Genomic DNA, 18,949 nt, shown 5'->3' with positions numbered 1-18,949 from the left:
CCGCAATATATTCGACCACTCGCGCGACCGCCTCACAGCGCGATGTCAAGCCGGCCGTCACGCACCAGCAACTTGCGGACCTGCTCGACGATCTGGTCGGCGTGAGCGCGGCCAAGCCGTTCGGAAAGGGCCGTGTCGCGTGCGGCAATAGCTGCAATCATTTCGTCGTGTTCCTCGACGAAACGATGCGGCAGGCGATCCTCGTAGGACTGGTAATAAAGGCGCAGGATGCGCCGGCCCTCATCGAGCAGACGCTTGAACAGACTGGTGAAATAAGGGTTCCGGCCCGCCTCTGCTATCGCCATGTGAAACGCAGCGTTGGTGGCGATCATGGCCAGTGCATCCTGCGCCTCGACGGCCGCCGCGAATTCCGCCTGCAGCGCCCTGATACGGTCGAGGTCCTCCGCCCGGTGGTACTGTGCGGCAAGCTGCGCCGTCACCCGATACATGAGCGTCAGCGCGTCGAAATAGGTGTGAATGTTGAGGAAATCGATATTGGAGACCATGGTCGAACGGTTCGGCAGGGTATCGATCAGCCCCACGCCGGCCAGACGTACCAGCGCCTCGCGAATGGGCGTTCGCGACATGCCAAAACGTTCTGCGAGCTGAACCTCGTCTATCGGGCTTCCGGGCGCGATGACCAGATCCAGGATCTCGTCCCGAAGAACGTCGTACACATATCGCGCCCCGGATCCGCGCTTGCGTTCGCCGCCGTTTGTTTCCACTTCCACCATTGAGCCCCCTTGTCACTGCCTCCGGCCAGCGGCGCATAGCCGCGTCAAACAGCCACCATCTGGCGGCGGTTTAACACAGCAATGCGCGTCAGGCATCTGTCCCGGCCGGGATTCGGGGCTGCATCGGCGAGGAATATCCCGGTTGCCGGTCCAGTTTACAGGATCTCGGCAACCGGACGGGTCTGCTCCAGGAGGAAAGCACGGGTCTCTTCCGCAACAAGCGGCATCAGCACCTGCCGGACATGGGCATGATAGACGTCGAGAAAGGCGCGCTCCCCGTCGGTCAGGATCGTCAGGTCGGCGGCGGAAAGGTCGATCGGCGCAAGTGTCAGCGATGCAAAACGGCAGAGACCCGCGCCGTCGGCCACGACCTCTACCTGGTTCTCTATTCGCAGGCCATATTGCCCCTCTGCGTAATAGCCCGGCTCGATGGTCATGATACTACCAGGCTCAAGGCCATAGGGGTTGGCCAGTTTGGCGAAACGGTGCGGATATTCATGGACAAGCAGGTTGTGACCAACACCGTGGCCAGTGCCGTGGTCGTAGTCCAGACCAAGGTCCCAGAGCGGGCGACGGGCGAACGCGTCCAGTTGATGGCCCTGTGTCCCGACCGGCATCCGCACCGCGATCAATGACAGGAACCCTTTCAGCACCGCCGTGTAGGTGCGTCGGATCTCGGGCGTCATAGGCCCGAGAAACAGGGTGCGGGTCACATCGGTGGTGCCATCGAGATATTGCCCGCCGGAATCGATAAGATAGGGCAGCCGGCTGTCGATGACAGCGTCGGTCGCCTCCGCAGCGTTGTAATGACACAGCGCTGCGTTGACGCCCGATGCGGAAATAGAGCGGAAGCTCGCCTCGAGAAAGCCCTTACGGGTAGCGCGAAACGCCAGAAGCTTCGCTTCGGCCTCGAGCTCGGTCAACGGCCGGTCGCTCGCTTCGCGCCGCCGGCCCTCGCGCTGGACCCAGGCGAGGAAATCTGTCAGGGCCGCCCCGTCCTCGACATGGCACCGCCGGTATCCGGCAAGTTCCGTCTCGTTCTTCACGGCCTTCAGCAAGGTCAGCGGGCTGGTTCTGTAGACGATCGCGCCACCGGCGGCCTTCACAGCCAGCCGAACCGAAACCGGCGCGAACTGGGGATCGGTCAGGACAGGACCGCGCTTGACGACCTGCCCCAGCCGTTCGAGGAAATCGGATGTCGGCGAGAGCTTGACCTGCTGCAGCTCAAACCCGGAGAGATCGTTCCCTAGCTTTCGACGATCCACGAACCATTCGACCGTTCCATCCGCATCCAGAAGCAGGAAGGAATGGGGAACGGGGTTCATCGGCACATCGCAGCCACGCAGGTTGAGCAGCCAGGCGATGTTGTCCGGCGATGTCTCGGCCAGAGTGGTTGCACCCGCCTGCCGGATTGCCTCGCCAACGCGTCGCGTCTTGCCCGCAACGCTTTCGCCGGAAACGGCCACCGGCATGGCGCGCACCGCGCCGAGCGGCACTGCTGGCCGGTTTGGCCAGATGGCGTCGAACAGGTCTTCGCTGCACGGTACGAGCGTGCCGCCGTGGGCGGCCATGGCATCCGCCATGCGGTCGTGGAGTGCGCCATTCACCAGCATGGGGTCGAAGGCGATGCGCATGCCGGAGGTGGCCTGCTCACGCATCCACCGGTCGATGGGGTCATTGTGAAGATGCCGGATTTCGAACAGCTCCGGGTCGACTTCCCGCCGCACCTGTATGTCATAGCGCCCATCGACGAAGATCTGCGCGTTCTCGGCCATGACGAGGGCAAGGCCCGCCGAGCCGGTGAAGCCGGTGATGTAGGCGAGGCAGTCGTCGCGAGCGGCCGTCACCTCACTCTGGTGGGCATCGGCGCGTGGCACGACGAAGCCGTCATAGCCCCGCGCTGCCAGTTCCCTACGAAAGGCCGCCAGACGGTCGGCAATCTTCCCTGAAGTTTGCATGGATATCTCCGTCGAAGGGTCAGGCGCGCGGGCCGCCGCGCTGCTTGACCATATCGGTCAGGCATCGGAACACTTGTGGCGACTGGCGCACGCCATCGTGCTCGTATTCATTCGTGACCCAGCATTCGAGATTGCCGACGCGTGCGGCCGTCTCCAGCGAAAGACCGGCATCGACATACATGTCGTCGAAATACACGGCCGCGGCCACCGGCACCTCGTTCGCACCAAGGCGGGCGGGGTCGTAAAGCGCGTCGTAACCGGTGCGTGCGGCAAGCGCCATTGCAGCGGCGCGGAAGGGTCTCAGCGAGCGGATCTCCTCGAACATCCACGGGAACATCATCTCACCGGTGAAGGGCAAGGGTCGGCACGCCTCAGCAAAGTCCGGAAACTCCTCGCGGATGCGCTCGGCAGCCCAGCCGGTCGCTTTCTCTCCCTGCCCGTAGATGCTTTCCTGAAGCACGGCGAACAGGGGATTACCGTCATAGGACGTGGCCCCCATGACGGCACTGAGGAACGCATCGGAGAGGCTGTCCTCGCGCGGCGAGGAGAACGCCTCGTCGATCAGCCAGTGGATGTTCTCGAAGCCAGGCCCCATGCCGAAATCGATGCCGACGGTTTGCAGGCGGCGCACGGAAAGCCTATCGCCATCCGGTAGCAGGACCTCGTTGTTGTCGATGAAATCGGCGATACGGCCGATGCGTTCGCGGTCTACCGGATAGCGGTCGTAATAGCGCTTCGTCTTGGCGGCCACGCGCGGAAAGGTGCGACGATAGATGTCGTCGGCCGTGGCGTCGAGACCGGAAAGTCCGCCGGTCACGTAGCAGGCCGAAAGCCCTTCCGGTGCGTTGGAAAGATAGGTCAGCGTCAGGAAACCACCATAGCTCTGGCCAAGTGTTTCCCAGCGTTTTCCGCCATAGACGATTTTGCGCACATGCTCGAAATCCGCAACGATGCTGTCGGCGCGGAAGTGCAGGAGATAATCCGCCCCCGCTTCACCATCGGCCCCGAAACGCGCCATCGTCGCGCTTTCGACACGCGTACTGCGTCCGGTGCCGCGCTGATCGATGAGGACGACGCGGTGGGTTCGGATGGCTTCGGCAAGCCAGGAAGGTCCGCCATTCGCCGGACGCGGGGACTTGCCGCCCGGTCCACCCTGAAGGAAGGCCAGCAGCGGCAGATCCTCGCCGCGTCGCACGGGATCGCAAACCTCGCGGACGAAGACGTCGATCGTCTCGCCTTCCGGCCTCTTCCAGTCGAGCGGGACTGGAACCAGCCGGTCGCGAATGAAAAGGCCGGGAATAGTGTATTCGGTGACGGTCAAAGTCTTGTCCTTTATCGCCTGACCCTGGGGTCGAGTACCGCATAGAGAAGATCGACGACAATGTTCATCAATACGATGAAAAGTCCGCCGAGCAACACGACGCCGATGATGATCGGTCGGTCCTGGTTCTTCACCGCCTGCACGGCGAGCGCACCGACACCCTGAAGGCCGTAGATCTGCTCGATGACGATCGCTCCGCCAAGAAGAACGGCGATATCGGCACCGAGCTGCGTGACGAGCGGTGTCAGCGTGCTGCGCAGGCCATGGCGGAAGAACACCGTTCCCTCCGAAAGCCCCTTGGCGCGGGCGGTGCGGATATAGTCCTCGCCCATCACCTGCAACAGGTTGCCGCGCGTCAGCCGCGCATAGATCGCCGCCGTCACAAGCGCCAGCGTGGTCCAAGGCAGGAAGAGATGCCAGGCCCAGAGCACGGGATCCTTGAGAAAAGGCTTGTAGCCGCCCGGCGGAAAGAGAGTGAAACCGGCCTGCCGGGGCAGGAAGTAGAAGAGGTACAGCGACAGCATGCCAAGCACGAAGGTGGGGAAGCTGAGGCCGACCAGAATGAACCCCTGCCCCAACCGATCACGCAGGCCGCCGGGATGACGCGCCGACATGATGCCGATCGGAATGCCGATCGCCAGCCAGAACACCACGCCGCCAAACACCAGCGAAACCGTGGCCGGGATGCGGTTCACCACCAGCTTGGCGACCGGCTGCTGGTTGCGGTAGGAGAAGCCGAGGTCGCCCTGCACCGCCTTGGAGACGAAGCCGGCATACTGTTCGTATATCGGCCGGTCGAGGCCGAGATTGGTTCGGATCAGCGCGAGTTGGGCCTCGGTCGCCTTTTCGCCGGCGATGATACGGGCCGGATCGCCGGGCGCGACGAAGAACAGCATGAACACGAACAGGCTGAGCGCAAACAGCACGAAGACGGAGAAGAAGAGGCGCTTTGCTAGGAAGCGGATCATGCGCGGCCTGCCTTTCTGCCCGGCTTGCGGAAACGGCTCTTGCGAACCGGACGCGGTTTCGGGTCGAGCGCGTCGCGAAGACCATCGCCGAGAATGTTGAAGGCAAGCGTCGTCATCAGAAGCGCCGCGCCGGGAAAGATCACCAGCCACCAGGCGACAAGGTAGATCGAATTGCCGGCCGCATCCGCCAGCATGCCGCCCCAGCTCGGAGTGGGCGGGACGATGCCGAGCCCCAGGAAGGAGAGCGTAGCCTCGAAGACGATGGAGCTGGGGATCATCATCGTCGTGTAGACGATGATCGGTACGCTGAGATTGGGCAGGATGTCCCGCACCATGATGGAGACGGGACCGGCGCCGAGTGACCGGCTCGCCTCCACGAATTCCCTTCGGCGAAGCGACACTACCTCGGCGCGGATGACACGGGCCATGGTGGTCCAGCTGAAGAAGACGATCACGCCGACGCTAAGCCCTAGGCTGGGGCCGAAGACGGAAACCAGCGCCAGCGCGCAGAGCAGGAACGGCACGCTCATCACGAGGTCCATGATCCGGCTGAGCACCATGTCGGTCGGGCCTGCAAAATAACCCGCGACGACGCCGACCGTAAGGCCAATCATGGCAGCGGCAAGCGAGGCAAGCACACCGACGAGCAGCGATACCCGCGCGCCATAGGCAAGCCGGACGAGCACGTCGCGACCCAGATGATCCGTACCCAGCAGGAATTCGCGGTTCGGCGCGACAGGCATGCCCATCGAACTCAGTCCGGTTTCCCGATACTGTTCGATGGCGGAATGTCCGGCCGCGGCTTCGACCAGCGGCGCACAGGCCGCGAAAAGCACGAGCAGCAGGATGAAAACCAACGCCACCAGACTGGCCCTGTCGCGGGCGAAACGGCGCATTGTCAGCTCATAAGGGCTGCGCTGGACGACGGCTGCCACCTCCTCCTCTTGGGTTTCGACGCTCACGCAACTTCTCCCGGAATGGTTTCGACCAGCCTGCGCACACGCGGCGCGCTGGAGCGCGGCTCGTGGAAGGAGGCCGCTATCAGCTCCCGTGTGTAGGGATCGCTGGCATTGGTATAGATCGTCTCGGCATCGGCCAGTTCGACGATGCGGCCCTTGCTCATGACGGCAATGCGGTCGCAGACATGGCGTACCACCGCGAGATCGTGGGAAATGAATAGATAGGTGAGCTTCAGTTCCTGCTGGAGCTCCCGCATCAGGTTCAGCACCTGCGCCTGGATGGAAACATCGAGCGCCGAAACCGGCTCGTCGAAGATGACGAGTTCCGGGTTCAACGCCAGTGCGCGAGCAATGCCGATGCGCTGGCGCTGGCCGCCGGAAAACTCGGAAGGGAAGCGGTTGTAATGTTCCGGGTTGAGGCCGACACGTTCCATCAGCTCCTGCACGGCCCGCTTGCGGGCAGCGCCCGAACAGATGTCATGGATGCGCAGCGGCTCGCCGATGATCGAGCTGACCCGCCGCCGTGGATTGAGTGAGCCGAACGGGTCCTGGAAGACAAGCTGGACGCGCTTGCGCATTTCGCGCCATTCCCGGGTCGACAGGCTTTCGATGGCCCGACCCTCGAAGTGAACCGATCCGCCGGTCGCCGGCGTCAATCCGGCAAGCACGCGTGCGAGCGTGGACTTGCCGCAGCCGGACTCCCCGACGAGGCCAAGCGTTTCGCCCTTGTAGAGGTCAAGGTCGATGCCTTTCAGCACGTCGAGCGTCTTCGCTCCCTCGAACAGGCCGCCGAGATTGTAGCTCAGGCGAACGTCGCGGGCCTCCATGATGCGCGGACGCTCCTGCGGCGCGGACGCCGCTACAGCTTGCGTTTCCGTCGATGCCGCGGCTTCGGGCAGGCTTTCGAGCCAGCAGAGACTGTTCGTCCCGTCCTCGAAGACGCGCAGCGGCGGAGGGCTTAGACACTGCGCGGAAGCATGGTGGCAACGGGTGCGGAAAGCACAGCCGCGCGGCAGATGAATGAGGCTCGGCGGACGACCGGGAATGGGAACGAGCGTGCTTCCGGGCGTGTAATTGGCCGGCGAGGAATTGAGCAAGCCGGCGGTATAGGGATGGGCAGGAGAACTGAAGAGGTCTTCGCTCTTGCCGGTCTCCATGCGATTGCCGGCATACATGACCATGACGTGATCGGCCACGCTGGCGAGCAGGCCGAGATCGTGGGTGATCATGATCACGGTGGTTCCGCGTTCGCGGCGCATTTCGTTGATCAGTTCGATGATCTGCTGCTGAACAGTCACGTCGAGCGCGGTCGTCGGCTCGTCGGCGATGATCAGCGGCGGGTTGAGCACAAGCGCCATGGCGATCATCACGCGCTGGCGCATGCCGCCGGAAAACTGATGCGGATAGCTGTCGAAACGCGACCCGGCATCGACGATCCCCACCCGTTCGAGCAGTTCGCAGACGCGCTTTCTGGCCTGATCGCGGGAAATGCGCTCATGGGCATGGATCATTTCGGCGATCTGCGCACCGATGGTGTAATAAGGATGCAGGCTGGAAAGCGGATCCTGAAAGATCATGCCGATCCGCGCACCGCGCACCTTGCGCATCTCTCGGGGGCCGAGGCCGAGCAGGTCCCTTCCCTCGAAAAGCACTTCGCCATCGATATCGGCATTGGGCAACATGCCCATGATCGCCTGCGTCAGCACGCTCTTGCCCGAGCCGGATTCGCCGGCGATGCCGAAGAACTCGCCTTTGTCGACGGAGAACGACACATTGCGCGCGGCTTGCACCACGCCGTCCTCGGTCGGAATGCGAATAGTGATATTTCGTGCCTCGAGTATAGGCATAACGCCTCCTCATCCATGTTCGCGGTGAACGGATTGCCGGCCTGGCGACGCACGGATGCGCGGATTAAAAGGTATTGCGGCGGCCGTGGTTCCCGTCGGGGGCTGTCCGTTCAGGCATACAGGCCGGGTGCGTCGCATCCGCATCCGGCCTGCGATGTCCAACGGTGCGCCGGTGCGTCGGTCAAACGACGCACCGATCGCTCCTGAAACTCAGCGGTCCAGCCAGACGTTCGTCCAGTCACCCTGCGCGCCAAGCGCATAGGGCTGGAAGTTCTGCACGGCGGAACCGCGATAGAGCACGATCTTTTCAGCGACATACGGCACGACCGGCGCATCCTTCATGACCAGCTGGTCAACCTCACCCCACAGGCGCGCGGCGTCTGCCGAGGTCGTGGCATTGATGGCCTGCTGGGCAATCTTGTTGGCCTCGGGATTGTTGTAGTCCGTGTAGTTATAGGTCTGGTGCGTGCCATTGAAGGTGAACTGCGGCTGGAATACCGAGCGCGCCGCGCCGCCAACCCAGTCCGGCGACCAGCCGACCGGAGCGATATCCCAGTTGCCTTCCTTGGTGTTCAGCGGGTTAGTCATGAACTTGGAATAGTAGTCCGCCGCCGCCACAGGGGTCAGTTCGATCTCGATGCCGGCCTTCTTCAGGCTTGCCTGGATGGTCTGGGCAATGGCCGGTAGATCGTTCTGGTTGCGGTAGGGCATCTTCAGCTTGATGCCGTCCGGGAAGCCTGCTTCGGCCAGAAGGGCCTTGGCCTTTTCCGGATCGCCCTTGGCGCCTTCCGACGGGTAGAGATCGAATTCGTGATAGCCGAGCACGCCGGGGCCGAAAATGCCGTTCTGCGGCTGGGCCAGCGTTGAACCGCCCATCTGCTGGACGATAGCCGCCTTGTCGATGGCATACTGAATGGCCTGACGGACCCTGATGTCCTTCAGCGCACCGTTGTTGTTGTCCGAAACGGTGTTGACGAAAAGGAATGCCGTGCGGCCGACCGACATGGTCAGCAGCTTGTCGTCGCCGCCCGCCGTCAACAGGTGCAGCGTCGCCGGGGGAATGGTGATGTCGTAGGTCATGTCGGCGTCACCGGCCTGCAACTGCTGGATGGCGGCGTCCGGCTGAATGCCGAGGGTGATGTCGATTTCGTCGACGTAAGCCTTGCGCAGCGGATCGGACTCGGCCTTCCAGGCAGGGTTGCGCACGAGATGAATACGTCCGTCCGGAACGTATTCATCAACTGTGTAGGGACCGCTGGAGATGAAGTTCGATCGATAGTCCGGACCATCCGGAAGATAGTCCAGAACTTCGATCGGCGCAGGAGCGGCTGTCGGCAGCGACAGCATGTAGACAAAATCGCCTGCCGTTTCGGTCAGGTGGATGACGATGGTCTTGTCGTCAGGCGTCTCGATACCCTCGATGTCATTGCCTTCGACATAGGCCTTCATGGCCTCGACGGTCGGCTCGACCTTCGCGAAACCCTCGCAGAAGGCGCTCATGCCCTTGATCAGGTCGACATAATACGTAAGAGCCGCCGACCCGAGCGCCGGGTTGCACATGCGCTTCACGCCACGTTCGAAATCGGCGGCAACGATGGCGCGCGGGCCGGACGGCGTGTTCCAGGTCACGCCATCACGCAGGGTGAAGGTGTAGGTCAGGCCGTCATCGGAAGGCTGCGGCACCTCGGTCACGAGGTCACCCTTGGGCTCGATCCGGAGGTTTTCATCCGTCGAAGATTCATAGCTGATGAGCTGACGGCCGACGGCACGCATGAAGTTGTTGCTCGTCACGAGCGCGGCGGAGGTGGGATCGAAATGGTCGATATCGGCCGTGCCGACGATCCTGAGAACACCACCAGTCTGCGGGTCGGCGGCAAAGGCAAGCGTCGAGCATGTAGCGGCAAGAAAGGACACCATCATGCGCTTGGTAAAGCGTATGCGATCGAAGGCCATCTTTATTCCCCTTGTTTTAAGCGATCCGACCGATGCCGGTCGCAGCGTGACTGCGACAAAACTCGCCTCTCGAGCGACATCTGTCAACTCATATGTCGACAAAGTGAGCACAAGAATATATTTTTATTGTCGACACAAGTTGCAAGCATCAAGAAAGAACCCGCGATGGACCGTTACGCGACCGCCGTTTCATGCATTTCCGACACCGGAAAACCGTGCGCATGAGCGCCCTCCCGCCAGTCGCGGCGATGACGCTCTCACCGGAAGAATACGAACGTGCCTTCATTGAGGACGAGCGCTATCTCAATTTCGCCAGCCTCGGCCCGATCAGCGAGCCCGTGGTGGCGACGGGAGAACGCCTGTTGCGGGCAACGGCAACGGCGCGACCCGGCGATGCGGCCATGCTCTCCGCGCAAGTGCCGAGAGCACTCGCCGTGCTCTCCCGGCTCTCGGGTTTTCCCGAAAGCAACATCACGCTGGTTTCGAACACCTCGTCTGCGCTGGTGCAGGTCGCGCTCGGCCTGCCGTCCGGGACAGGTGTTTTCAGCGGCCGTTACCAGTTTCCGGCCAATGTCTTGCCGTGGCGGAACGCGGCTGAGACCGGCCGCATCTCGCTGCGGCTTGCAGGCGCACTCGACGAGCCGGTGACGCCTGAATTGCTGCGCGCGCATCTCGACGCGTCATGCGATGCAGTGGCGATCAGCCACGTGGATTTTCGCACCGGCTATCGGGCCGATCTCGCTCGCATCCGCGAGGCCATCGGCAACCGACTCTTGATCGTCGATGCCATTCAGGCATTCGGCGCAGTCGAGGAAGACTGGACATTGGCTGACGTTGTGATCGCCGGAGGACAGAAATGGATGCGTGCCGGTCAGGGGACCGGCTTCATGGCGCTATCGGACAGGGCGCTCGATCGAATCCGGCCACTCGCGGCAAACTGGGGTGGTATTGCGGACAGTCTGGACATTCGTCGCGATGACCAGAGCCCGCTTCCCGGCGCCGGCCGCTTCGATTCGACACGCCCCTCACCGGTTCTCGCGGCATGCCTTGCGCAAGCGCTGGAGCTTGTCGAAGGTGTTGGCCTCCACTGGATCACATCAAGAATCCAGTCCCGATACGAATACCTGGCCGAAGCAGCGTCACGGCGAGGACTGAGACTGCTTCCCGGGTGGCCCGCCGAACAAAGAGCCGGGATCGCCGTCATCGAGGCCGCCGATCCCCGAGCGGTGAACCGGCTCCTCCATGCAGGCTTCACCGTAACGGTGCACGATACCAATCGTGTTCGCGTGAGCTTGCACGCAACAACACGCACCGCCGCCATTGATGAAGCCGTTGAGGTTCTGACCGGGACCTGACGACAGCCAGCGACTTCACACCGCTGATGCATGCTTCATATCCGTGTCAAACACACGAAACAAAGCGGCCGGCAGGTTCGCGCTTCACTGTGCGATGGGATCATCGATCAAGCGGCCAGATCGGCCTCTTCACACGCGTATATGGCCGAAGCTCCGCCCGCGGCGTCGCGAGGGCGCCACTGTCGCAGACGACCACTTTTCCGGCAACCGGTTCGAAGGCCGCGCGGAAATGCTGCATGGATTTGACGACAAGGAAGCGGAGCTTCGTGGGTTCTATGCCGAAGGCTCTGAGCTGCTGCAGATCGAGCATCTGGCCTGGCAGAGTGACAACGAGAATGTCGATCCCGCCGACCCGGAAAACGGCCGTGGGGCCGAACGTATGCGTGATGCCGCCAAGGATGGGGCCGTCACCGGTATAGACACCGTCCGAGAGCTTTATGATTTCGCCGGTCAACGTCAGCGGACCACCGCCAAAGGTGGGATCGATCTTCCCGCCCAGTTCGAGCGTGGCCACATCGCCTTCGCGATAGCGATGCAGGAAGGCAGCCGCCTCGGGGTCTATCACAGGGGCAAAAGCTCCGTCGGCAGACCCGACCGCCAGCAGCGCCGCCAGCAAAGCTGTGGCGTCGCCATAGGCGCCGGCACCCGGATTATCAGCGTAATCCGCAATCACCAGCGGCCCGCCGGAGGCATCGAAACCGCGTGCAAGTTCCGCGGCTTCTTCCGGCGAAAGGAAGGTGTTCGATACCTGCCCCCGCTGGGACCAGATCGTGTCGGCAAGCGCACGCGCGATTGTTTCTGCCCTTGCCGCGGCCCCATCGACGCCAGTGTCATGGGTTACCAGTACCGTTGTCCCAGCTTCCTCGACATCCGCTTCGGCAAAGGCCGCGTTAATCGATACCGCCAGAATGCCCGGCTCATTTTCATGGATGCTGGCGCGGTCATACAACGCCTTGGTTTCGGGAACGTCGGTGCGACCGGCGTTTGCCTCGTCAAGCATGGGAACATGCACCCGCAATGTCGAAGGTCTCGTCAAACCACGCATGGCCTGATCGAGAAGACGACCGGCATGCAACCCGGTCTCGCGCATGTCGACATGCGGATACGTCTTGAAGGACACGAATATCTGGGCGTGGCGCATCATCAGGGGCGTGGCGATGGCGTGCAGGTCGAGCGATACGGCGATAGGAAGGTCCGGGCCGACGATCTCGCGGAGGCGACGCAGCAATTCCCCTTCCCCGTCCTCGCAGAAATCCGGCACCATGGCGCCGTGAAGACCGAGCAGGATGCCGTCGAGATTGTCGCGCTCCTCGATGGCTGCCTCGCAGATCAGGCCGGCGATGTAATCGAACGCCTCGCGTGAAACCCGGGCTCCGGGGGTAGCGTGAGCCGACAAGACGTGACGGACGCTCCAGCCAGCCTCGCGTCCCGCGTCGAGAAATCCCGCAATCTCGGCATTCACATCGCCAAACCTGTCAACCGCGTCCTGCCCGATGTCGAGCGTTTCCGCGCAAAAGGTGGCCAGCTCCGTGCGTCCTTTCTTGAAGGTGTTGCTTTCATGAACGAATTCGGCAGTCAGGACGCGAAAAGGCATAGGTTACATCCTAGGATTTGAAACGTCAGAGGGGTGAAAAACAGGCGATCGCCGAAGCGCCGTCCTGCAGGAGAGGCGGGCGCTCCGTACGGCAGATTTCGCTGGCGCGCGGACAACGGCCCGCAAACGCGCAGCCGGCGGGAAGATTGAATGGAGACGGGATTTCGCCCGAAAGCGGTACGATCGATCGTCGGGCGGCCGGGTCGGGCGTGAAGCTCGAATCCAGCAATGCCCGGGTGTAGGGATGCCGTGGCATCGATTTGCCACTGGGCATGACTTCGACCACGGCGCCGAGATACATCACCACGACACGATCGCAGAAATAGCGAACCAGTCCCAGATCATGGGATATGAACAGATAGGTCAGCCCGAAGCTGCCCCGCAGCCCGGAGAGCAGTTCAATGATCTGCGCCTGAATCGAAACATCGAGCGAGGCCGTCGGCTCGTCGAGCAGCAGCAGTTCGGGCTTCAGCATCAGGGCGCGCGCAATGCCGATGCGCTGTCGCTGACCGCCGGAAAGCTGATGCGCATACTGGCCCGCCATGGCGCTCGGCAGGCCGACAGCATCGAGCATTTCCCCGACGGCCGCCTTCGGCATCGGACGTCCCTGCACGACGAACGGCTCGGCAAGGAGTTCGGCGATCGTGTAACGGGGATCGAGCGAGGAGTATGGGTCCTGAAAGACCATGCCCATGCGTCGACGGATCGACCTCAGTTCCCGCGCCGGCAGGCTGGTGACATTCACACCGTCGAGCAAGACGCTGCCGGCGCTCGGCTCGATCAGGCGCAAGATCAGACGCGCAAGTGTCGACTTTCCGCACCCGGATTCGCCGACCACGCCAACCACTTCACCGCGTGTAAGGGACAGGGAAACATCCCTCACCGCTGTCATGCTGCGTGCCGGCTTGAACACGCCGCCGCCTGTGGAGAAATGTTTGCTCAACCCGTCGATCTGCAGCAACCTCTCGCTCATAAGGCCTCCACGGAAGCAAGGTGACAGGCGACCGTACCGCCATCCGGCAACGGGCGTTCCTTCGGTCTGTCGATGGCGCATTGCGATATCGCGGAGACGCAGCGAGGATGAAACCGACAGCCGGCCGGATAGGTTGCCGCGGTCGGAACGGAACCGGGGATACCCCGCAAACCGCCGGCCTCCATTGCCTCCTGCGGAATGCAGCCGATCAGCGCCCTGGTGTAGGGATGGGCGGGGTTGGAGAAGATACCTGCGACCGACCGTTCTTCCGCAATACGTCCGGCATAGAGAACGGCCACGCGATCGCAGACCTGAGCGACGACCCCCATGTCATGAGTGATGAGCAGAAGCGCCAGCCCCCGCTCGCGTACAAGTGTTGTCAGGATCTGGATGATCTGCGCCTGAACGGTCACATCGAGCGCCGTTGTCGGTTCGTCCGCGATGATGAGGTCCGGATCGCCCGCGAGCGCCATGGCAATCACGACACGCTGCTTCATGCCACCGGACAACTGGTGCGGATAAGCATCGGCCACGGCGCCGGCATCCGGTATGCGCAACTGGGTCATGAGATCCAGCGTGCGGGATCGCGCCGCCGATGCCGACAGCCCGAGATGCAAGCGCGAGACGACGTCGATCTGGCCCCCTACCCGCTGCACCGGATCGAGTGCGGTCATAGGATTTTGCATCACAAACCCGATCCGCCCCCCTCGCAGCCTGCGCAGCTCACGGTCCGTCATCCGGGTCAGGTCCGCTCCGTCGAAACGGATCGCCCCCTCGGCCACACTGGCGCCAATCAGCGGAAGAAGTCCGGTGATTGCCAGCGCAGTCAGGGATTTTCCCGAGCCGCTCTCGCCTACGAGGCCGAGAATCTCGCCGCGTTCGAGACTGAAACCGACACCATCGAGCAGGCGTGTCCGTCCGACTTTGACAGACAGCTGGGACAAAGAGAGAAGTGAAGTCACTCAGCTCTCCTCAACTGGCTCTTGACGTCAAGCGCCGCAATCAATGCATCGCCGAACAGATTGATCGCGATAACGGTGACGGCGACGGCGAGACCGGGAAACAGGATGATCCACGGCGCCTTGAACAGCAGTGCCGATCCGGAGGACATCATCGATCCCCAGCTCGGAAGGGGCGGCTGGGCTCCGAGGCCGAAGAAGCCAAGGGTCGCTTCGAGGATAATCGCATCGCCGGTTGCGAGCATGGCGCTCACGAGAACGGGTGCCAGCGCATTGGGGATGAGGTGAGCGAACAATATATGACGGTGGCTGGCGCCCAGACTGCGAGCCGCCTCGATATAGGTTTCCTCCTTAAGCGTCATGATCTGCGTTCGCGTCAGACGGGCAAACTGCGCGACATAGGCAACCGCGATTGCCGCCATCGTGCCGCCCACTCCCGGACCGATGATCGCGACCAGAATGAGCGCGATGAGGATTTCCGGAAAGGACCAGCTCAGGTCGACGACAGTTGTGACCATACGGTCGAAAGCGCCGCCGAAATAGCCGGCTGCGGCACCGAGCGTCATGCCGCACAGAACCGAGATCAGGATGGATATGCTGCTCACGGAAAGGGAGGTGCGGGCCCCGAACATCAGTCGCGTCAACAGATCCCGCCCGAACTCGTCTGTCCCGAGCAGGTGAGTTGCCGACGGGGGCTGGAAAGCCTCTTTCAGCACCTGGGCGTCATAGGCGTATCCCGTCAGGAACGGTGCAAACACCGCAGCGAAAATGACGATGACCAGCCAGGCTCCGCCGATTGCTCCGGCCGGCCGCCTGAAGACGTCGCGCAGAAGCTTGAGATGCCGGGAGGACGAGACGGATATGGATAGGGAACCGCTCACAGAAGCGCTCCCCTTACGCGTGGGTCCATTGCCGCCTGCAGCAGGTCTCCAAGCAGCGTGCCCAGCATGACCGCCATGGCGAGCATCAGCAGGCTTGCCTGCACGACCGGGTAATCGTGCTGGTTCAGCGCCTTGATAAGCAGAGTACCGAGGCCCGGACGGGCGAACACGACTTCGACAGTCACCGCGCCGCCGAGGATCCAGCCGATACGCAAGGCAAGGATCGTGACGACCGGTATCAATGCGTGCCGCAGCACATGACGGAGGTAGATGGCTGCGGGCGACAGGCCCTTTGCATGAAGAAGCATGACAAAATCGCGCGCGGCAGCATCGAGCATCGAAACACGGGTAATGCGGGCAACCAGGGCGGTTCCACCAAGGCCGATGGTGAGAACCGGCAGGACAAGCGAGTTCCATCCTCGGGCGCCGGAGACTGGAAACCAGCCCAACCCCACGGAAAAGGCAAGGATGAGAAGCAGGCCGAGCCAGAAACTCGGCAATGTGGACCCGAGCAGGACACCTCCCATAACAACGCGGTCGATGATGCGATCACGGTTCAGCGCGGCAACCACCCCCAGACCAACGCCGACGATGGTGGAAAATGCGAGGGCGAGGCCCCCGAGCGCCAGGGAATGCGGCAAGGCCTGGGCGATCAGATCGAGGACCGGGCGACGGGCGACAATGGCTGTCCCGAGGTCTCCGGTGATGAGCTTTCCCAACCAGATGGCGTACTGGACCGGCAACGACCGATCCAGACCATAACGGGCCATCATCTCCGTGCGCTGCTCCGGGGGAGCCCCGACCTTCAGAAGGTTGTCGATCGGGTCTCCCGGTAGGAAATGCAAGATCAGGAAGATGATGACGGACACCGCGAGGAATACCGGCACGAGCATCATTATGCGTCGAATGGCATAGATTATCATGGGTGGATCCTCGCGGCGTCTGCCGTAATTACTCCTTCACCTCAATATCCATGATGGCGGTGGCGCCGACCGAAGGCGCATGGATTTCAGCCGGCAACACCAGGCGGTCCTTGTTGTAGCCGACCGATGTCACCGGCTGGTAGATCGGCGCCATCGGAAACTGCGACAGGACATATTCGTGATAGGCCTTGAAGCTGCTGATGCGCTCGGCCATGTTCTTCGAACCGGTCATCGCCTTCTTGCGCAGTTCCTCGGCCTTCGGGTCATTGAACATCGAGACGTTCGGGTATCCGAGGCGGTCGCCGCCGAAGAACCAGTCGATGATATCGGCATTGTCCCAGTTGTAGGAACGGACAGCGAGTTGCTGGGTGCCGCTCTTGTACTGGTCGCGGATCGCGGAACTGTCGAAGGTGGTAATTTCGCTGTCAATGCCGACAGCCTTCAGCTCGGCCTGGATGACCTCGGTCAGGCGCCGGAAGCTGGAATCGCTCTGCGTCCAGAGAGAAACCTTGAGCGGCTTGCCGTCCTTGCTGCGGATGCCGTCTGCACCTTTCGCCCAGCCGGCTTCATCGAGCAGGCTGTTGGACCGTTCCGGATCGTAGGAAATCCTGTACTTGTCTTCCACCTTCGATTCCGGCAGCGCCGAGATCAGGAAAGTGTTCGCAACCTCACCGACACCGCCATAGATGGAATCGAGAATTTCCTTCTGGTTGATCGCCTTGGCCGCGGCCTCGCGCACGCGGACGTCGGTGAAGGGCTCCTTCGTCACGTTGATCGGCATGTAGGCGACGTCCTGTCCCGGCAGCGTGACGACGGCAAGATTGCCCCCGGCTTTCACCTCGCTGAGGAAATCGGTCGGAACCCCGAGAAGCATGTCCACCCCACCGGACTTCAGCTCCAGAAATGCGGTGGAGTCCTCAGCGATCTCGCGAAGCGTCAGCTTGGCGATTTTCGCCGGACCACGATTCTTGGCGAGCGGTGACGCCCACGCATAGTCATCATTGCGGACCAGGACGGTTTCCTGACCGACCGTGAAGGTGTCCAGCTTGAAGGGTCCGGTTCCGTAGACTTCGGTGACACCGTAATTGTCGCCGAGTTCGACGAAGGATTTCGGCTCGATCACGCTGAGGTAGCTGGATGAGAAATTGTAGAGAAGGTTCGGTTCGGGGCGGGACATCACGAACTTGACCGTCGTATCGTCGACCACCTCGACCTTCTGGATCGCTTCGGTCATGTAGGCGTTTTCACTGGCCTTGAAGAGGTCCAGCCATTTCACGATCGTCTCGGCATTGAACGGTTCGCCGTTGTGGAATTTGACTCCCTTTTTCAGGTGAAAAATCCAGGACATGCCATCGGCGGCCTCTTCCCAGCTTTCGGCGAGCCAGGGATGAAAGGAAAGATCCGCATCCTGCGAGATCAGCCGGTCGAATATCAAGGTGGTACCTATGTTCAGGTTCGAGGCCTTGATCGGATTATAGGTCGGGGCGCCGACTTCATTGGTCGCCATGACGAACACGGCTTCCTGAGCCAGTGAAGCGCCGTAGCTGGACAACAGCGCGGCGAGACTGATACCGGCGGCGGCGAAGGATTTGCGAAGTTTAAGGCTATTCATTTCGATCCTCTCTGCAGGTTTTTTGTCGTTTGTTTTATGATTCAGCTTTCGGAGCGGGGTTGACGGCGGAACTGCCCCGTGTGACCGATGAAATTGTCGTAGTAGGTGGAGATCCGGGCCATTCGCTCCTCAACCTCGGTACCCAGTTCCTTGAAGACGCCGTTGACCAGCAGGCCGATCAACGAAGACATCGCCGAGGTCGTGTCCCAGAAATGGTTGAGGTCAGTGGGTACGGCGAAAAGCTCGCTAACCGCGTCATGCGCCCAGTCGCAATAGGGGTCAGTGATCAGGGAGACGGGGATGCCGGCATCATGAGCCGCAAAGGCAAGATCCCGGGTCAATCGCGAATAGCGCCGGCCGTCGATGAGAACCAGCGTCGAGGTCTCCGGCGGCGACAGCAGGATTTCACCAAAGTGACCGCCGGCGACATCGGCCAGCTGCACACCGGCACGCAGGTACTGGAGATTATGCACGAGTTCGGCGGCGTGCCCGCGCTCCGTCTGGAAGCCAGCCACGAAGACGTTCGTTCGCCGGGCAAGGCGCTTCACCGCGTCATCGAACCCAGCCGTCGCAGCGATCTCGTAGACGGCGACCAGCGCCGCCATTTCCTTTTCGAGCGCCTGCGCCAACTCGTCCTTGCCGGACTGGCTGCGAAGGTGAAAATCCTGCAGCCGATCGCCGATCAACCACGCCTGATCGCCAAGATCGGACTGGAGCCCTCCCTTGAGGTCCTTCAAGCTGCGATAGCCGATCGAACGGCAAAAACGCCCGATCGATGCTTCCGACACTCCGATCTTCACCGCAACGGTTGCGGCGGTCTCGAAGGGGATCGACTGAAGATTGCTGAGAAGATAGCCGGCAATCGCCCGTTCGGCCGGAGTGCCCGCGGCAACTTGTTGCAATAACTTCTGG

At 62.0% G+C, this 18,949-nt stretch carries 15 protein-coding genes; 1 reads left to right on the top strand and 14 read right to left on the bottom strand.

All coding sequences use genetic code 11. The features are described from left to right. Positions 1-32: 32 nt before the first annotated feature. The 7 genes from NBH21_RS22705 to NBH21_RS22675 form a co-directional block, all read right to left on the bottom strand. Entirely contained in the window at positions 33-734 is a 702-nt protein-coding gene (locus NBH21_RS22705) for a GntR family transcriptional regulator (RefSeq protein WP_250913076.1), read from the bottom strand. Between the two features lie 155 nt (positions 735-889). Further along, complete coding sequence (locus NBH21_RS22700; protein WP_250913075.1) at positions 890-2,692, bottom strand: aminopeptidase P family protein; 1,803 nt, start codon at positions 2,690-2,692, stop codon at positions 890-892. A 19-nt stretch (positions 2,693-2,711) separates the two neighbouring features. Beyond that, a complete protein-coding gene (locus tag NBH21_RS22695; RefSeq protein WP_250913074.1) occupies positions 2,712-4,013 on the bottom strand; it encodes an alpha/beta fold hydrolase in 1,302 nt (433 codons plus the stop codon). 11 nt (positions 4,014-4,024) lie between these two features. Continuing rightward, the gene (locus NBH21_RS22690) at positions 4,025-4,981 is read right to left on the bottom strand and encodes an ABC transporter permease (protein ID WP_250913073.1); all 957 of its coding nucleotides are present in this window, start codon (positions 4,979-4,981) and stop codon (positions 4,025-4,027) included. After that, positions 4,978-5,943, bottom strand: coding sequence for an ABC transporter permease (locus NBH21_RS22685; protein ID WP_250913072.1), 966 nt, complete (start codon positions 5,941-5,943; stop codon positions 4,978-4,980). The genes NBH21_RS22690 and NBH21_RS22685 overlap by 4 nt, the downstream gene beginning before the upstream one ends. Beyond that, positions 5,940-7,787 carry a dipeptide ABC transporter ATP-binding protein gene (locus NBH21_RS22680; protein WP_250913071.1) on the bottom strand — a complete coding sequence of 616 codons (1,848 nt, stop codon included), beginning with the start codon at positions 7,785-7,787 and terminating at the stop codon, positions 5,940-5,942. Before NBH21_RS22680 ends, NBH21_RS22685 begins: the two co-directional genes overlap by 4 nt. Positions 7,788-7,997: 210 nt before the next feature. After that, complete coding sequence (locus NBH21_RS22675; protein WP_250913070.1) at positions 7,998-9,740, bottom strand: ABC transporter substrate-binding protein; 1,743 nt, start codon at positions 9,738-9,740, stop codon at positions 7,998-8,000. A 221-nt stretch (positions 9,741-9,961) separates the two neighbouring features. Between NBH21_RS22675 and NBH21_RS22670 the strand changes: the two genes are divergently transcribed. Then, entirely contained in the window at positions 9,962-11,095 is a 1,134-nt protein-coding gene (locus NBH21_RS22670) for an aminotransferase class V-fold PLP-dependent enzyme (protein ID WP_250913069.1), read from the top strand. A 100-nt stretch (positions 11,096-11,195) separates the two neighbouring features. Here the strand turns inward: NBH21_RS22670 and NBH21_RS22665 are convergent, their stop codons facing one another. Genes NBH21_RS22665 through NBH21_RS22635 form a run of 7 tightly spaced genes read right to left on the bottom strand, consistent with a single transcriptional unit; the run spans position 11,196 to position 18,939 of the window. Next, complete coding sequence (locus tag NBH21_RS22665) at positions 11,196-12,689, bottom strand: M81 family metallopeptidase (protein WP_250913068.1); 1,494 nt, start codon at positions 12,687-12,689, stop codon at positions 11,196-11,198. 25 nt (positions 12,690-12,714) lie between these two features. Further along, entirely contained in the window at positions 12,715-13,662 is a 948-nt protein-coding gene (locus NBH21_RS22660) for an ABC transporter ATP-binding protein (protein WP_250913067.1), read from the bottom strand. Beyond that, a complete protein-coding gene (locus NBH21_RS22655) occupies positions 13,659-14,624 on the bottom strand; it encodes an ABC transporter ATP-binding protein (RefSeq protein ID WP_250913066.1) in 966 nt (321 codons plus the stop codon). The genes NBH21_RS22660 and NBH21_RS22655 overlap by 4 nt, the downstream gene beginning before the upstream one ends. Next, positions 14,621-15,502, bottom strand: a complete 882-nt coding sequence (locus NBH21_RS22650) for an ABC transporter permease (RefSeq protein ID WP_250913065.1) — start codon at positions 15,500-15,502, stop codon at positions 14,621-14,623. Before NBH21_RS22650 ends, NBH21_RS22655 begins: the two co-directional genes overlap by 4 nt. Beyond that, positions 15,499-16,425, bottom strand: coding sequence for an ABC transporter permease (locus tag NBH21_RS22645; protein WP_250913064.1), 927 nt, complete (start codon positions 16,423-16,425; stop codon positions 15,499-15,501). The genes NBH21_RS22650 and NBH21_RS22645 overlap by 4 nt, the downstream gene beginning before the upstream one ends. A 28-nt stretch (positions 16,426-16,453) precedes the next feature. Then, positions 16,454-18,037 carry an ABC transporter substrate-binding protein gene (locus NBH21_RS22640; protein WP_250913063.1) on the bottom strand — a complete coding sequence of 528 codons (1,584 nt, stop codon included), beginning with the start codon at positions 18,035-18,037 and terminating at the stop codon, positions 16,454-16,456. A gap of 41 nt (positions 18,038-18,078) precedes the next feature. Further along, a complete protein-coding gene (locus tag NBH21_RS22635) occupies positions 18,079-18,939 on the bottom strand; it encodes a MurR/RpiR family transcriptional regulator (RefSeq protein WP_250913062.1) in 861 nt (286 codons plus the stop codon). Between the last annotated feature and the right edge of the window lie 10 nt (positions 18,940-18,949).

Source organism: Ciceribacter sichuanensis (genome assembly GCF_024055605.1).
GTDB classification, from domain to species: domain Bacteria; phylum Pseudomonadota; class Alphaproteobacteria; order Rhizobiales; family Rhizobiaceae; genus Allorhizobium; species Allorhizobium sichuanense.
This window is presented reverse-complemented; position numbering and strand designations above follow the sequence as displayed.

Bases quoted from the DNA above. Each gene is read 5' to 3' on its own strand.
- NBH21_RS22705 (WP_250913076.1), bottom strand. From the start codon at position 734: ATGGTGGAAGTGGAAACAAACGGCGGCGAACGCAAGCGCGGATCCGGG.
- NBH21_RS22700 (WP_250913075.1), bottom strand. From the start codon at position 2,692: ATGCAAACTTCAGGGAAGATTGCCGACCGTCTGGCGGCCTTTCGTAGG.
- NBH21_RS22690 (WP_250913073.1), bottom strand. From the start codon at position 4,981: ATGATCCGCTTCCTAGCAAAGCGCCTCTTCTTCTCCGTCTTCGTGCTG.
- NBH21_RS22680 (WP_250913071.1), bottom strand. From the start codon at position 7,787: ATGCCTATACTCGAGGCACGAAATATCACTATTCGCATTCCGACCGAG.
- NBH21_RS22675 (WP_250913070.1), bottom strand. From the start codon at position 9,740: ATGGCCTTCGATCGCATACGCTTTACCAAGCGCATGATGGTGTCCTTT.
- NBH21_RS22670 (WP_250913069.1), top strand. From the start codon at position 9,962: ATGAGCGCCCTCCCGCCAGTCGCGGCGATGACGCTCTCACCGGAAGAA.
- NBH21_RS22665 (WP_250913068.1), bottom strand. From the start codon at position 12,689: ATGCCTTTTCGCGTCCTGACTGCCGAATTCGTTCATGAAAGCAACACC.
- NBH21_RS22660 (WP_250913067.1), bottom strand. From the start codon at position 13,662: ATGAGCGAGAGGTTGCTGCAGATCGACGGGTTGAGCAAACATTTCTCC.
- NBH21_RS22645 (WP_250913064.1), bottom strand. From the start codon at position 16,425: ATGATAATCTATGCCATTCGACGCATAATGATGCTCGTGCCGGTATTC.
- NBH21_RS22640 (WP_250913063.1), bottom strand. From the start codon at position 18,037: ATGAATAGCCTTAAACTTCGCAAATCCTTCGCCGCCGCCGGTATCAGT.